The sequence below is a fragment of the Shewanella piezotolerans WP3 genome, from assembly GCF_000014885.1.
Classification (GTDB): Bacteria; Pseudomonadota; Gammaproteobacteria; order Enterobacterales; family Shewanellaceae; genus Shewanella; species Shewanella piezotolerans.
The window spans coordinates 4,944,985-4,959,321 of sequence record NC_011566.1; the positions used below are offsets into that span (position 1 = coordinate 4,944,985).

At 44.3% G+C, this 14,337-nt stretch carries 14 protein-coding genes; 7 read left to right on the plus strand and 7 right to left on the minus strand.

Going from position 1 to position 14,337, the window contains the following annotated elements; genetic code table 11:
* Positions 1-7: 7 nt before the first annotated feature.
* From SWP_RS20990 to zntR, 4 genes are all read right to left on the minus strand, one after another.
* Positions 8-421 carry a thiol-disulfide oxidoreductase DCC family protein gene (locus SWP_RS20990; protein WP_020914682.1) on the minus strand — a complete coding sequence of 138 codons (414 nt, stop codon included), beginning with the start codon at positions 419-421 and terminating at the stop codon, positions 8-10.
* Between the two features lie 10 nt (positions 422-431).
* Positions 432-1,082, minus strand: a complete 651-nt coding sequence (locus tag SWP_RS20995) for a thiol:disulfide interchange protein DsbA/DsbL (RefSeq protein WP_020914683.1) — start codon at positions 1,080-1,082, stop codon at positions 432-434.
* A gap of 392 nt (positions 1,083-1,474) precedes the next feature.
* Positions 1,475-2,791, minus strand: coding sequence for an SO_0444 family Cu/Zn efflux transporter (locus SWP_RS21000; RefSeq protein WP_020914685.1), 1,317 nt, complete (start codon positions 2,789-2,791; stop codon positions 1,475-1,477).
* A gap of 2 nt (positions 2,792-2,793) precedes the next feature.
* A complete protein-coding gene (gene zntR, locus SWP_RS21005; RefSeq protein WP_020914686.1) occupies positions 2,794-3,297 on the minus strand; it encodes a Zn(2+)-responsive transcriptional regulator in 504 nt (167 codons plus the stop codon).
* 327 nt (positions 3,298-3,624) lie between these two features.
* Between zntR and purH the strand changes: the two genes are divergently transcribed.
* From purH to SWP_RS21020, 3 genes are all read left to right on the plus strand, one after another.
* The gene (purH, locus tag SWP_RS21010) at positions 3,625-5,214 is read left to right on the plus strand and encodes a bifunctional phosphoribosylaminoimidazolecarboxamide formyltransferase/IMP cyclohydrolase (RefSeq protein ID WP_020914688.1); all 1,590 of its coding nucleotides are present in this window, start codon (positions 3,625-3,627) and stop codon (positions 5,212-5,214) included.
* 189 nt (positions 5,215-5,403) lie between these two features.
* Positions 5,404-6,699 carry a phosphoribosylamine--glycine ligase gene (gene purD, locus SWP_RS21015; RefSeq protein WP_020914689.1) on the plus strand — a complete coding sequence of 432 codons (1,296 nt, stop codon included), beginning with the start codon at positions 5,404-5,406 and terminating at the stop codon, positions 6,697-6,699.
* Positions 6,700-7,214: 515 nt separating this feature from the next.
* Complete coding sequence (locus SWP_RS21020; RefSeq protein WP_044556157.1) at positions 7,215-7,403, plus strand: hypothetical protein; 189 nt, start codon at positions 7,215-7,217, stop codon at positions 7,401-7,403.
* Positions 7,404-7,709: 306 nt separating this feature from the next.
* Here SWP_RS21020 and SWP_RS21025 read toward each other — a convergent pair whose 3' ends face one another.
* Positions 7,710-8,513, minus strand: a complete 804-nt coding sequence (locus SWP_RS21025) for an SDR family oxidoreductase (protein WP_020914692.1) — start codon at positions 8,511-8,513, stop codon at positions 7,710-7,712.
* A gap of 195 nt (positions 8,514-8,708) precedes the next feature.
* Between SWP_RS21025 and SWP_RS21030 the strand changes: the two genes are divergently transcribed.
* The 4 genes from SWP_RS21030 (at position 8,709) to SWP_RS21045 (ending at position 12,571) form a co-directional block, all read left to right on the plus strand.
* Positions 8,709-9,410, plus strand: coding sequence for a spondin domain-containing protein (locus tag SWP_RS21030; RefSeq protein ID WP_020914693.1), 702 nt, complete (start codon positions 8,709-8,711; stop codon positions 9,408-9,410).
* Positions 9,411-9,420: 10 nt separating this feature from the next.
* Positions 9,421-10,152 (plus strand): spondin domain-containing protein, encoded by a 732-nt coding sequence (locus SWP_RS21035; protein WP_020914694.1) that lies wholly within the window; start codon positions 9,421-9,423, stop codon positions 10,150-10,152.
* A 90-nt stretch (positions 10,153-10,242) separates the two neighbouring features.
* The gene (locus tag SWP_RS21040; protein WP_020914695.1) at positions 10,243-10,980 is read left to right on the plus strand and encodes a response regulator transcription factor; all 738 of its coding nucleotides are present in this window, start codon (positions 10,243-10,245) and stop codon (positions 10,978-10,980) included.
* Between the two features lie 49 nt (positions 10,981-11,029).
* Positions 11,030-12,571 carry a sensor histidine kinase gene (locus SWP_RS21045; RefSeq protein WP_020914696.1) on the plus strand — a complete coding sequence of 514 codons (1,542 nt, stop codon included), beginning with the start codon at positions 11,030-11,032 and terminating at the stop codon, positions 12,569-12,571.
* A 109-nt stretch (positions 12,572-12,680) separates the two neighbouring features.
* Here the strand turns inward: SWP_RS21045 and SWP_RS21050 are convergent, their stop codons facing one another.
* The gene (locus SWP_RS21050; RefSeq protein WP_020914697.1) at positions 12,681-12,893 is read right to left on the minus strand and encodes a hypothetical protein; all 213 of its coding nucleotides are present in this window, start codon (positions 12,891-12,893) and stop codon (positions 12,681-12,683) included.
* A gap of 223 nt (positions 12,894-13,116) precedes the next feature.
* On the minus strand, positions 13,117-14,181 hold the full coding sequence (hemE, locus tag SWP_RS21055) for a uroporphyrinogen decarboxylase (protein WP_020914699.1): 1,065 nt from the start codon (positions 14,179-14,181) through the stop codon (positions 13,117-13,119).
* Positions 14,182-14,337: the final 156 nt, after the last annotated feature.

Genomic DNA, 14,337 nt, shown 5'->3' on the forward strand with positions numbered 1-14,337 from the left:
CTATCGATTAATCTTCGATAAAGCGACTTTTAACAGCAGCCGTTGGTAACAGGCAGATAGCTCTTGTGCCAAATAGTCTATAACGCTGCTTTGCCAGTGCATTATAAAGTCTATCACGTACTATTTTTGGTAAAAAACAGCTAAAACGTAACAGTGACCAAGGTGCATCAAGAGACTTTGCAATCTCTATTGCCGCATCACTGCGCAGATAGCATTTATCTGCCTTTATTAATATCACGCTATCTAAAGCAACCTCAGTCACACCGAACTTAGACAGATAACGCCTACCGGTGTTCGATTGCAGCGAGGCAAACACAAACCGTTGGTGTTTATCGTGGTTAATCACGAAATTAACGACGCCGTGGCATAAATTACATATGCCATCAAAGATGATTACCTGTGATTGTGCTTGTGCTTGCACTGTCCCACCGTTAATTCTCAGCTAAACGCCCTTTCTCCTTTTCGACCAGAAAACGAGTAATATCCAATACCTGCTCAAAGCTTTTTGCTGATTGATTCAGTACTAAGTAGCGGCCATTTACCACAATTGAAGGTGTGCCATCGACTTCAGACTGAGACATTAGCTTAATGGCTTGAGCAAGTTGTTGGTTAATCTCAGCCGATGCCAATTGCCGTTCAAAATCAGTCTGACTAAGTCCGAAACGCTGTAAGAACTCAGCCAGCTTTTGTGTTTGCAGTTTAATATCGCGGATCTCTCGCAATCCCATCACTTCTTGAAATAGCGCGGCATGTGCCTTATCAGCATCAGCCATATTTTGCACAATGAAAAATACCTTGGCGTGCAACTTCATAAGATCATTCCAAATTGCGGGTGACTGCACTAGGTGAACATCTGCAGCCATGGTTTTTTGCCATTGATGCAGCGGTTTTTCAAATGACTCACAATGTGGACAGCCATACCAAAAGAACTCCATCACTTCGATCTGTTCACCGTCGGTTGCAATCGGAGTTGCAAGCGCACGATAGTTAACGCCTTCAACATAATTAGCATCGGTTGCATTTTTATCACCGCAACCAATAACGACAAAGGTCAAAAGTAACAGCGTCAGTAATTTTTTCATCAAGTATCCTTACGATGTATTTGTAATACCAATCAGTATAAAGATTTGATCGCTCAGCGAGAGTTTAACGGCTTTGAGGTAAGGCAATGAATGAAGAGCATAGTTATTCTACGTTCAAATTCATTAACGCAGCATCAAAGCCGCTAAAACTCGCCATTAGGAGTGTTTTTGGCTTGCTACTTCTGCGCTGAATAAACTCATAAGGGAATAACCATTTTGTCATTTATTCGCCTTGAATTAGCGTGCCGAAAACGCTCTGAGTAGATCAACTTCTTATACTGATTGGTATAAAAAGGTGACTGCTTAACAAATCTTTTATCAACTACCTTTTAAATTAGCATAAAAAAGGCACTCAATGAGTGCCTTTAAATCGTATAACTAATTAAGATTGATTATGAGCAGCAATCTCGGCGCCACCAATTCTTGGGTAACATGTCTAAAAATACCTTTGCCATTAGGATAGCAAGCACAACCGCTGATGAATAAACAATGGCAGCTGGCAACAAGTTATGATGCTCTCCCACTTGTGGCATTACCACAAAGCCAAACGTATCGACCAGATAGTTAACCAAGACGCCTGAAACTAACGCGACGCCTAGCACACCACCTAAATAGCCAAACAATGCACGTTTACCTAGCTCTTTAGTCACCACGCCTAAGGTTGCGATATTAGTTGCAGGACCTGCCAACATAAACACCAATACAGCTCCAGGTGAAACCCCAGCTAATAACAAGCCAGCAGCAATAGGCGTTGATGCTGTAGCGCAGATATACATAGGCACAGATATCAGCACCATGACTAGCATAGCTAAAATGCCATCGCCCCATTTAGCCATAAAATCACCAGGAACATAAGTTGTGACTAGCGCAGCAAAAAACAAACCGATTAATAACCAAACTGTAGTATCGCGTACTAAATCAGTAGCAGCAAAGTGCAATCCCTTACCGATACGGCTAATAACGGATGTGCCTTTAAGCTCAGTGGCAATATCTTTAGTCGACTCACAGCAACTCTCAGCTTCAGCAGCGTCTGAACTCTTTGAACTACAACATGATGTGCTCTCAGCCTTAGCAGCCGGTTTATCACTGCTGCAACAGCTTGATTTTACCTGCTCTGTCACTGGCGTTAAATTTAGCGGAGCGGCATTAGTAGCCTGACTCATAACACTACTCTGTGCCATTGGTTTCATCGTTACAGTGGCTTTCTTTTCACTAGCACAACAGCTGCTAGCAGCAACTTTTGGCCCAACTTTTTTACTGCTACAACAAGATGAAGCTTCAGCTTCTTTGGTATCAACGGCAGGCTTAGCCTCATCGTCATCACGACCAACCAGCAGACCAGCTACGATTGCACTGGTGACAGCAGCGATAGGCCTGACAATCGCCATAAATGGCCCAAGCAGCACGTATGATACAGTCACTGAGTCAACCCCAGTCTCTGGAGTGGATACTAGAAAGGAAGTGGTTGCCGCTTTAGATGCGCCGCTTCGGCGCAGCCCAACAGCTGCGGGAATAACGCCACAAGAACAAAGTGGCAAGGGTGCACCCAATACTGCAGCTTTGACTGTGGTTTTAACACCATGGCCACCCAGTTGCTTTTGCATCCATGCCATAGGCACAAACATTTTTAGCATTCCAGCTAAAAATAGACCGAGTAGCAACCATGGGGCTGAATCAAGGAAAAGGTCGATAAAGTTTGCTAATAACATAACTATTTCTCTTTTGAATTCTTACTAACTGCTTTGTTTTGGCAATTTTTAGTAAATTGTTCATCATCATGAGTATGGCTGTGATTTTCACAGCGAATATTGTCAGTACTGGATTCTAACGCTTCTAAAATGGAGCAATGTTCTGCGCTTTCAGGCCCGCCGCAACAAGCTTGGGATAACCTTTGTAGCGATAGCTGAAAATGATTTAGCTCTGCAATTTTAGCTTCTACGTTGGCTAGCTTGTCATCCACCAAACCTTTAACATCGGCACAGGCCCAATTGGACTTATCTAGTTCAATTGACAGCAGCTCGGTGATCTCAGCGAGGGTAAAACCAACCGCTTTAGCCCGTAGAATAAAACGTAAGCGTTCTGCGTCATTTTCGGTATAGATGCGATAACCAGAATCAGTCCTTGAGGAAGGCGATAGCAAACCGTGCTTTTCGTAAAACCTTAACGTATCCGTTTTGACCTCACACAGCTGTGCTAGCTCACCAATTCGATACATCGCTTTCCCCTTGTATAAACCATTTACATTGCTAAATATCATCGCGCACATACTTGTCAATGAACCAAGTATAAACCTTGGAGTTGTATCCAAGGTCAAGGCTTATTCTGGCTAAAAAATTAGATCAAAGCTTGTTCTGTTTACCGTATTGTGAAATCGCGCAGAAAAAAACACCGCCAAGGGTAAAATTACGGTAAAATACGCGCGCCGTGACGGGAGAGTATAAATAGCGAGGGACTTTTGGAAAGCAGTGTAGAGGTAAGCAAGCCTAGTACTGTTCTGTTTTCCGAAAGATCCTTAAAATAACTACTGGACCCTGTACCTACAATGAATAATGCCAGACCTATTCGTCGCGCGCTGTTAAGCGTTTCAGATAAAACCGGAATCTTAGAGTTTGCACAAGCGTTGCATGCTCAAGGTGTTGAGCTACTATCTACTGGTGGCACCGCCCGCCTGTTGGCAGATAATGGTGTGCCTGTCATTGAAGTATCGGATTACACTGGTCACCCAGAAATCATGGATGGCCGTGTAAAAACTTTGCACCCTAAAGTGCATGGTGGCATTTTAGCGCGTCGCGGTATTGATGAGCTCGTTATGGAGCAAAACAACATCAATCCAATCGATTTGGTTGCAGTTAACTTGTACCCGTTTGCAGAAACGGTTGCTAAAGAAGGTTGCACCTTAGCGGACGCTGTCGAAAACATCGACATTGGCGGCCCAACTATGGTTCGCTCAACGGCAAAAAACCACAAAGATACCACTATCATCGTTAATGCTAGCGACTATGGCCGCGTGATTGCAGAGATGCAAGCAAATGAAGGTAGCACTACGCTGGAAACGCGTTTCGATCTTGCTATTGCTGCTTTTGAACATACAGCAGCATACGATGGTATGATCGCTAACTACTTTGGCACTAAAGTTCCTGCTCACAGTAAAGATGAGTGTCACGAAGACTCTAAGTTCCCACGCACATACAACACTCAGCTCGTTAAGAAGCAAGACCTACGCTATGGCGAAAACAGCCATCAAACAGCCGCTTTCTATGTTGATACCAACTTAGATGAAGCCTCTGTTGCGACTGCAGTTCAACTGCAAGGCAAGGCACTTTCTTACAACAACATTGCTGATACCGATTCAGCTCTAGAGTGTGTTAAAGAGTTTGACGAGCCAGCATGTGTCATCGTTAAGCACGCTAACCCATGTGGTGTCGCGATTGGTGACAACCTACTTGAAGCTTATAACCGCGCATTCCAAACTGATCCAACGTCAGCCTTTGGTGGCATCATCGCCTTTAACGGCGAATTAGATGCAGCCACTGCTGCAGCCATTGTGGAGCGTCAGTTTGTTGAAGTCATTATTGCACCATCGGTTAGCCAAGCTGCACGCGACGTTGTTGCCGCAAAAGCTAACGTGCGTTTGCTTGAATGTGGCCAATGGGCAAGCAAAACCACTAGCCTCGATTACAAACGCGTAAATGGTGGCTTATTGCTACAAGATCGCGATCAAGGCATGGTGGGTATTGATGATGTGAAAGTCGTTTCTAAGCGTCAGCCTACAGCTAGCGAAATGAAAGATTTAATGTTCTGCTGGAAAGTGGCTAAATTTGTTAAATCAAATGCCATCGTATATGCCAAGAACAGCATGACAATTGGTGTCGGTGCCGGTCAAATGAGCCGCGTATATAGCGCTAAAGTTGCCGGCATTAAAGCGGCTGATGAAGGCCTCGTTGTTCAAGACTCAGTCATGGCATCTGATGCATTCTTCCCATTCCGCGACGGTATTGATGCCGCAGCAGAAGCGGGCATTAGCTGTATCATTCAGCCAGGTGGTTCTATTCGTGACGAAGAGATCATCAACGCTGCAGATGAGCATGGCATGGCAATGGTATTTACCGGCATGCGTCACTTCCGTCATTAATTTATAAAGGCTCTAGTTTCTATATATTGGTATCTAAATATTGGATGCTAGAGTTTCTAAAAATTGATTTTTAACGTTTAGAGCAAGCCATTTTTTCTATGTCAAAGAAAGCACGCACAGCCTATGCCAATACGTGAGCATGCTTGATGCAAAGATAGGAAAAATGGCGCAGCTATAAAAGGTAAAGATATGAAAGTATTAATTATTGGTGGTGGCGGTCGCGAACATGCACTGGCATGGAAAGCGGCGCAATCTGCACAAGTTGAAACGGTATTTGTTGCACCCGGTAATGCCGGCACAACACTAGAGCCAAAGTTGGAAAATGTTGCGATCAATGTTGAAGAGATCTCTGCGTTAGTGGCTTTTGCTTCCGAGCAAAAGGTCGCCATCACCATTGTAGGCCCTGAAGTACCATTGGCACTAGGCGTGGTTGACGCCTTTAATGAAGCAGGTCTGCCAATATTTGGTCCAACTCAAGGCGCGGCGCAGTTAGAGTCTTCAAAAGCGTTTACGAAAGACTTTTTAGCTCGCCACAACATTCCTACTGCTGCTTACTCAAACTTTACAGAGATTGAGCCCGCAAAAGCTTACGTTACTGAAATGACTGCTAGCACTGGTTTTCCTATCGTCATTAAAGCCGACGGCTTAGCGGCAGGTAAGGGCGTAATCATTGCGGCTGACCAAGCAGAAGCTGATGCAGCAATCGAAGATATGCTAGCGGGTAACTTGTTCGGTGAAGCTGGTTCTCGCGTGGTGGTTGAAGAGTTTCTCAAAGGCGAAGAAGCCAGCTTTATCGTGATGGTTGATGGTAAGAACATTCTTGCTATGGCCAGCAGTCAAGATCATAAAGCGCGTGATAATGGCGATCATGGTCCAAACACTGGCGGCATGGGTGCATACTCTCCTGCGCCAGTAGTGACTCAAGCTGTTCACGACTGGACAATTGAAAATGTTATTCGGCCAACGGTTGATGGCATGGCCGCTGAAGGCAATGTCTACACAGGTTTCTTATACGCAGGCTTGATGATTGCACCAGATGGCAGTGCAAAAGTCCTTGAGTACAACTGCCGCTTTGGCGACCCAGAGACTCAACCTATCATGATGCGCCTTAAATCGGATCTGGTTGAGCTTTGCTTAGCATCAACCCGTGGTGAACTTGACCAGGTTACTGCCGAGTTTGATTCACGTGCAGCTGTTGGCGTGGTATTGGCGGCAGGTGGATACCCAAATGCTTACCGCAAACATGATGTGATTGAAGGTCTAGATCTTGGGAATAACAATGCCAAGGTATTCCATGCTGGTACCAGTATGAAAGATGGCCATGTTGTGACAAATGGTGGTCGGGTACTTTGCGCAACGGCATTAGGTAATAGCGTAACGGAAGCACAAGCATCGGCTTACCAACTGGTTGATGCGATCCATTGGGATGACGTGTATTTCCGCACCGATATCGCTTACCGCGCTATCGCAAGAGAAAATAGCTAAAACCATAGGCTTTTGCTAAACCGACTAAAGCCCAGTTCTCACTGGGCTTTTTATAGATGTATTAATCATTAAAACAATCTAGCCACAACCTGCTTAATAGCACATCAGAGCCATAGCCTTCTCAGAACGCAGATCAACTAATCAGTATTTTTGTGATCTTGCTAACAAAAAGTTCTACTCTCAAAGCGCAATATGTTTGTTCTAAATAAACACTAGAGAAACAAATTAATCACTATATAGGGGTAATACCAATCGGTATAAGAAGTTGATCTACTCAGAGTGTTTTTTGGCAAACTAATTCAAGGCGGATAAATGACACAATGGTTATTCCCTTTTGAGTTTATTCAACGTAGAAGTAGGAAGCCAAAAACACTCCTATAGGCGAGTTTTAGCAGCTCTGATGCTGCGTTAATGAACTTGAACGTAGAATAACTATGCCCCTCATTCATTGCCTTACCTCAAAGCCACTAAACTCTCGCTGAGCGATCAAATCTTTATACTGGTTGGTATCAATCATGAAATATTCACTAGGAGATCTTGTCTACCAAGGCGAAACATCTGGCGTGCATAACTGGGATAGTCTATCGGGCACTTCATTTTACTGGCACCCAGACTGGCTGCATATTGCTGAGAATATGACTGGTCATACACCGGCTATTCCAATGGAGCCACCCGATATTATACCAATCAGTATAAGAAGTTGATCTACTCAGAGCGTTTTTGGCACGCTAATTCAAGGCGAATAAATGACATAATGGTTATTCCCTTATGAGTTTGTTCAACGCAGAAGTAGCAAGCCAAAAACACTCCTAAAGGCGAGTTTTAGCGACTTTGATGCTGCGTTAATGAATTTGAACGTAGCATAACTATGCTCTTCATTCATTGCCTTACCTCAAAGTCGCTAAACTCTCGCTGAGCGATCAAATCTTTATACTGATTGGTATTAAACCAACTAAAGATGATGCAGCTGCGGCCATCGTTAAACATTTAAATAAGTAAAACCAGCGTTGCTACCGGCCTGATGCAATGGCTTTTTTCGCTATTAGGTCTATCAGGCCTGGGGCAATTATCTTAAAAAACCGCCCTATTCGGCCTCTAAATGAGGTGATCAATAATCGTTTTCGCAGAGCAATAGCTGGCAACATAAGCTCAGCACACTTTTCTGCGGTCATGATTTTTGATTCTTGCATCGGTGTCTCACCGAGTGGCTTACCTTGAGCATCTAATGCTCGTTTATGGGTTTGAGTCACTACAAAGTCCGGGCAAATCACCGTCACAGCCACATTATCATTACTCAGTTCGATACGTAACGAATCAAATAGACCTATCAGTGCATGTTTTGAAGCTGCATAACCAGAGCGTGTCGGAACTCCCGTCATCCCCGTTATGGACGCGACGGCAACAATCTGTCCTTGGCTCTTTTTTAAGTGCGGAATAGCAGCATGAGAAAGATACGCCGGACCAAGGTAATTAACCTGCATGATCTGCGACAGTACGCTTAAATCTTCAAGTTCATCAAAACGTGACCACATAGTCATGCCCGCATTGTTCACCAAGATATCTAGCTTATCGAAATGCTCTATACAGGCCGTAATCACCTGACGGCACTGCGATGAATCGGATAGATCTGCAACTTGAATGAATGCTTCTGAACCAAGCGTACTAACCTCTTGTTGCAATGAAGCTAAGCGGGATTCATTACGGGCAGTAAGCAACAACTTACAGCCAAGCGGGGCCAATGCTAACGCGAGCGCTCGACCAATTCCTTCCGATGCGCCTGTAATTAAAATGACCTTCCCTTTAAGCTGCTCCATCTCAGTGTCCTTATGATCAATACTCAGTTCTATTAGTAATTTTAAATAACAGTGATTCTGCAACTACATCTAAAATATACACTTTTCCTTATTAAACACCATTTATCGCAATTGTTATACTTTTGTGATTATTTGGCGATATTCAGGTGAGATCCCTTTGTCATGCTTAATCTATACAGTCAAAGGAGATAAATCATGAACATAAATAAACTCACTAAAGCCCTTTTTATCACTAGCCTTATGAGCCTACCGGCATCTGCGGCAGAGCTTGAAATCAGTGTTTCTAACTTAACCCATGGTAACTACTTTACACCGCTACTGATTGCAGCACACGATATGGACAGCCACCTTTTCCAAGCGGGTGAAATGGCGACCCCTGCACTACAAAAAATGGCTGAAGGTGGCGACATCGCCGATTTAGATGCCGCAGTAACTGGGGCTGGCGGAGTGACAGTGGCTAACCCAGCGATGGGGCTACTTGCACCAAGCGCTAAGGTAGACAGCATCATGCTAGATTCTGGCGACATGACCCACCTTTCCTTAACGGCCATGGTGTTACCAACCAATGATGCCTTTGTTGGTTTAGATGCATGGAAGATCCCAACCGAAGCTGGTACATACACTTTTACTGTTAATGCTTACGATGCCGGCACTGAAGCCAATGACGAGATAATTAATGGCGGCGGTGCATCTGGTACCCCAGGGATCCCAGCAGCACCTGGCGGCGATGGCGGCATGAATGCAACAGGCATCATGGATAACAGCAACAACGATAAAGTGCATATTCACCCTGGCGTATTAGGTGATACCGATATGGATGGCGGCGCAAGTGACTTAGATAGCCGAGTGCATCGCTGGTTGAATCCTGTTGCTCGAGTGACTGTCATCGTGAAGTAGGAGAGAAGCCATGAACTATCCAATAAATATTTTCAAACGTAATGCGATAGCTTTAGTCGCTTTTGCAGCAATCGGGTTAGCAGGTTGTTCCGATAACGACAATGATACGCCGGCACCAATTATCCCGCCTGTGGTTGCGCCAGTGATGCAAGACTATAGCGTCACCGTCACTAACCTAACGGCTAACCAACCCATGTCTCCCGTCGCAGTCGTTGCCCACACCAATGACAGCACGCTTTGGAGTACAGGCATGCCTGCCAGTGTTGCATTAGAGATATTAGCTGAATCTGGTGATAGCAGTGGTTTAACTGACGAAACTGGAGTCAATGAGCTAATAAGCGGTGCAGGTATTTTGGTTCCAGGTGGTACTGAAACTATTGCAATCAGTCTTGAGCAAGCCGATGTCGCTGACCTGTCAGTTGTGACCATGCTGGTTAATACCAATGATGCATTTACTGGAACTACAGGTTTTGATTTGGCAGCGTTAGCGGTTAACGATACAAGTACACTACGCGTCATCGCTTACGATGCAGGTACCGAAGCAAACTCTGAAGCCAAAGGGACTATTCCCGGTCCAGCTGATAGTGGTGAAGGCTATAATGCTGCACGTGATGACAACGACAAAGTGCACGCTCATCCAGGTGTCATTAGCATGGATGACGGCCTGATGGACTCGGTGTTATCAGCCTCTCATCGTTTCGATAACCCTGTACTGTTAATCAAGGTAACTCGTACTAAATAGTGTGAATTTGCAAATTGATTAAAAATTTATCGAAATAAAAGCTCTTAAAGGTGGGTCTTGTTAAAAAGGGACCGCCTTCGGGAGCTAGGCATGAACGGATCAACGACCAATTTTTCAGCTGTTTCAAGCAAGACCATATTATTGATTGAAGATGAGCAAGACTTAGCCAAGCTAGTCATGCTTAACCTGAAAAGCATGAACCATGCAGTTATTCACTGTGTAACGTTACAGCAGGCTAGCCAAGTGATTGCCACCAAGCAGATAGATCTTATCCTGATGGATAGAATGCTACCTGATGGGGATGGAATCACTCTTTGTCAACAGATCCGCCAAGACGGTAATGAGCTACCTTGCATGTTGTTGACTGCGAAGGATTCGGAAGCTGATATTGTCTTAGGGCTTGAATCTGGTGCAGATGATTATCTGGTTAAACCCTTTAGCGTGTTAGAGCTAAGAGCTAGGGTAAAAGCATTATTAAGGCGTGGAACACAAATAGCCCATCAAGATGAGTCGTTGGAGTTCAACGGTATTAGCATTAACTGTAATACCCGTGAGGTTATTGCTTTTAATGAAACATTAGAACTCACAGCCAGAGAGTTTGATCTTCTGCTCTATTTGGCTCAGCACCCAAAGCAGGTATTCAGCCGTATGCAGCTTTTGGAAGCAGTGTGGGGTTACTCCTATTCAGGCTACGAACATACCGTAAATAGCCACATCAACCGCCTGCGTAATAAGTTGGCGAGAAATGCTTGCACCACAGACTTAGTCAAAACAGTTTGGGGGGTCGGTTATAAATTTGCCCCACCAGCGAACCAAGCTGCATCTTGATGCTGGGCATGAAGACTGAATAATTGCGGGCTAAGCAGGAGAGCACAATATGAGAAGTTTGTTTAGCCGTATATTACTCGCGGCGACCTTAGTGATTTTTATTCTTTTCATCGCTCTATGGCAGTGGTTGCAGTTTAGCCAAGAGTTTAGCCGCAATCAGATCCAGCAATCACTTCACCGCGAACTCGCCGAACATATGGCGCATATTAATCCGCTACTCTCTAAAGGAATCACTTCAGATGCAGCATTGAAAGAAGCCTTTCATGATTTCATGCTACTAGGCCCAAGCTTCGAAATTTATACCTTAGATAATCAGGGGCTAGTTATTGCCTATGATGCTAAGGAGGAGAAAATCAAACAGCAACAGGTTGATACTGATACCATTGAGCAGTTTATTCAAGGTGTTAACTTACCGATATTAGGCACCGATCCACGCTCAAAGCAGAAAGATAAAATTTTCTCAGCCGCAAAACTACTTACACCAAGCGGGCAGCAGACTGGATACCTTTATGTCATCATTGGTGGGGAAGACTTTGATAGCTGGCAGAGTATTGTCAGTGAGCATCAAGCACCACAGTTTTGGACCACTGCTATTTTGATTGCCATTGGCTTTGCAATCATTTTATTTATCCTGCTGCTTAAACTTTTTACTGCGCCACTTAGCAGACTCGAAAGTGATCTACGTTTAGTTGCTGCCCAACAGCTCAACTCTGGGGTGACACTACCGGGAAAATATACCGGCAGTAGCGAAATCAATCAGCTCAGTCAGCATATCAATACACTGCTACAAGCGTTGAGCTTGCAACATCAAGCAATCAATAGACAACAAGAGGAGCGGCATGAATTTATGCTGCACCTGTCCCACGATTTGAAAACGCCGCTCACCTCACTACAGGGTTATATCGACACTTGGTTATTATTGCCACCTCATGAACGTAGCAGTGACTTAATTGAGATAGCCGCTAATTCAAGTCAACACTTGCAACAATTACTGGGGCAGATGCTGGAACTTGCCGCACTAGAGAATGGCCAAGTGAAACCGCAGTGGCAACAAATAAAACTTCAAGAGGTGCTGGATGAATTACAGCAAACGTTCGCTCCGCGCGCCAATGGAAAAAACATTCTATTGGACTTTGAAGACGCCCTAAGTCTTTATATCAATACCGATAGACAGCTGCTACTGCGCATCCTCAATAATCTCGTCGATAATGCAATACGCTACACCCCAGAACAGGGTGTCATCAGTATCAAGACGATAGCGAATAAATCCAGTGGAACAACCTGGCTGCAGGTCAGTGATAATGGCTCTGGAATGCACAAGCATGAACTTGCAGCGCTTAAGCAGATGACGCAAAAACCTATGGCTATGACAGCCAAGCAAAGTGCCTTGCCGCAACTGGGTGTTGGACTCGCAATTGTCAGACAGTTGCTGGCCATTTTAAAGTGTGATATTCAAATTGACAGCCAACCAGGTAAAGGTAGTTGCTTTAGAATTGAGCTACAGACTCGGCCACAGCTAATTGATGAACAAGCCAGTGCCGACAAGCCATTCAATGCTGAGGATGGTTTCGAAAATAGCGTTCATCAATGATAGTTCATCGACTCGACGCAAATAAAACAGCCGACTGCATACAGCGTCGGCTGTTTAAATCTTAGCGACGTATATGTATAGCTAACACCAAGCGGTATTACAGATACAGCTAAAACACACCTTTAAATACTTTTCTCAACTTAGGGAAAGCAAGACTAATAAACACACCAAACAAGCTCATCCACATCAATATTACCAATACCGCAGTCATATAGATCCCCATTTCAGTATCAGCATTCGCAACATAAAAGTAATGGCTGCCCTGTAGCAAACCAATAAAAATGGCTAAACAGATAGCACTAAAAAGAATAGGTAGTTTCATAATTGTCGCCTCTTAACGTAGGTTTTAATTTGATGGATTGATAATAAAACACTGCAATCACTACCTAAAGTTAGTAACCATCTGTAATCCAGATACTTGCTAGCTTTGTGATTTTCTTAATTTAACCTAATGCATTTTAGCGATGCTTGATAGCCCAACCATGCCAATTTTTGGCAATAAAAAAGCGAGCCATTGGCTCGCTTTAATCATCACGACAAGTAGATTACTTGTGGTACTTACCTGACAACTCATGTACTGAGTTGATGAATGAACCCGCGTGCTCTGGGTTCACGTGTTGGTGGATACCGTGGCCCAAGTTAAATACATGACCAGTACCTTCACCGTAAGAAGATAGGATTTGCTCCACTTCTTGATGGATACGCTCTGGAGATGCGTAAAGTACTGATGGGTCCATGTTACCTTGTAGTGCAACTTTGTTACCTACACGGCGACGTGCATCACCAATATCTACAGTCCAATCTAGACCTAGTGCGTCACAGCCTGTTTCAGCCATAGACTCAAGCCATAGTCCGCCACCTTTAGTGAACAAAGTAACCGGTACTTGGCGACCGTCTGCATGGCGAGTTAAGCCATCAACGATTTTCTGCATGTAACGTAGCGAGAATTCACGGTATGCGTGGTGAGAAAGCGCGCCACCCCATGAATCGAAAATCATTAGAGATTGTGCACCGTTAGCAACCTGAGCGTTCAGGTATAAGATCACAGAATCAGCTAGCTTGTCTAACAACATGTGCAATGTTGCTGGCTCTTCGTAAGCCATCTTCTTAATCTTTTCAAATGTCTTGCTTGAACCGCCTTCAACCATGTAAGTTGCTAAAGTCCAAGGTGAACCAGAGAAGCCAATTAATGGTACTTCGCCTTTAAGCTCACGACGAATAGTGCTAACGGCACGCATTACGTAACCAAGCTCATCTTCTGGATCTGGGATGCATAGCTTCTTGATTGAATCGATTGTGTCTGTAGGACGCTCAAAACGTGGGCCTTCACCGGTTTCAAAGTACAGACCAAGTCCCATTGCATCTGGAACAGTAAGAATATCAGAGAATAAAATCGCAGCATCTAGGTCGTAACGACGTAGAGGTTGCAGAGTTACCTCACAAGCCAAGTCTTGGTTTTTACAAAGCGACATGAAATCACCGGCTTCAGCACGGGTTGCTTTGTACTCTGGAAGATAACGACCAGCTTGACGCATCATCCAGACAGGAGTTCTGTCGACAGGCTGTTTTAATAACGCACGTAAATAACGATCATTCTTTAATTCTGCCATTTGGCTTGATTCCTAAACTTATATTGATATCCGCTTGGGTCAGTAGTTTAGCATTTACGTTAGTAAAGTAACCTCTATCGGTGAAATTATGTGACCAGTAACTCGACAAATAGTCGCAACTAGGACGCAGTTAACATATTTATATTACTAACAGTC

Coding starts and splice junctions, on each gene's coding strand:
- purD (WP_020914689.1), top strand. CDS start 5,404: ATGAAAGTATTAATTATTGGTGGTGGCGGTCGCGAACATGCACTGGCA.
- SWP_RS21020 (WP_044556157.1), top strand. CDS start 7,215: ATGAAATATTCACTAGGAGATCTTGTCTACCAAGGCGAAACATCTGGC.
- SWP_RS21030 (WP_020914693.1), top strand. CDS start 8,709: ATGAACATAAATAAACTCACTAAAGCCCTTTTTATCACTAGCCTTATG.
- SWP_RS21040 (WP_020914695.1), top strand. CDS start 10,243: ATGAACGGATCAACGACCAATTTTTCAGCTGTTTCAAGCAAGACCATA.
- SWP_RS21050 (WP_020914697.1), bottom strand. CDS start 12,893: ATGAAACTACCTATTCTTTTTAGTGCTATCTGTTTAGCCATTTTTATT.
- SWP_RS20995 (WP_020914683.1), bottom strand. CDS start 1,082: ATGAAAAAATTACTGACGCTGTTACTTTTGACCTTTGTCGTTATTGGT.
- SWP_RS21035 (WP_020914694.1), top strand. CDS start 9,421: ATGAACTATCCAATAAATATTTTCAAACGTAATGCGATAGCTTTAGTC.
- SWP_RS21025 (WP_020914692.1), bottom strand. CDS start 8,513: ATGGAGCAGCTTAAAGGGAAGGTCATTTTAATTACAGGCGCATCGGAA.
- SWP_RS21045 (WP_020914696.1), top strand. CDS start 11,030: ATGAGAAGTTTGTTTAGCCGTATATTACTCGCGGCGACCTTAGTGATT.
- purH (WP_020914688.1), top strand. CDS start 3,625: ATGAATAATGCCAGACCTATTCGTCGCGCGCTGTTAAGCGTTTCAGAT.
- SWP_RS21000 (WP_020914685.1), bottom strand. CDS start 2,791: ATGTTATTAGCAAACTTTATCGACCTTTTCCTTGATTCAGCCCCATGG.
- zntR (WP_020914686.1), bottom strand. CDS start 3,297: ATGTATCGAATTGGTGAGCTAGCACAGCTGTGTGAGGTCAAAACGGAT.
- hemE (WP_020914699.1), bottom strand. CDS start 14,181: ATGGCAGAATTAAAGAATGATCGTTATTTACGTGCGTTATTAAAACAG.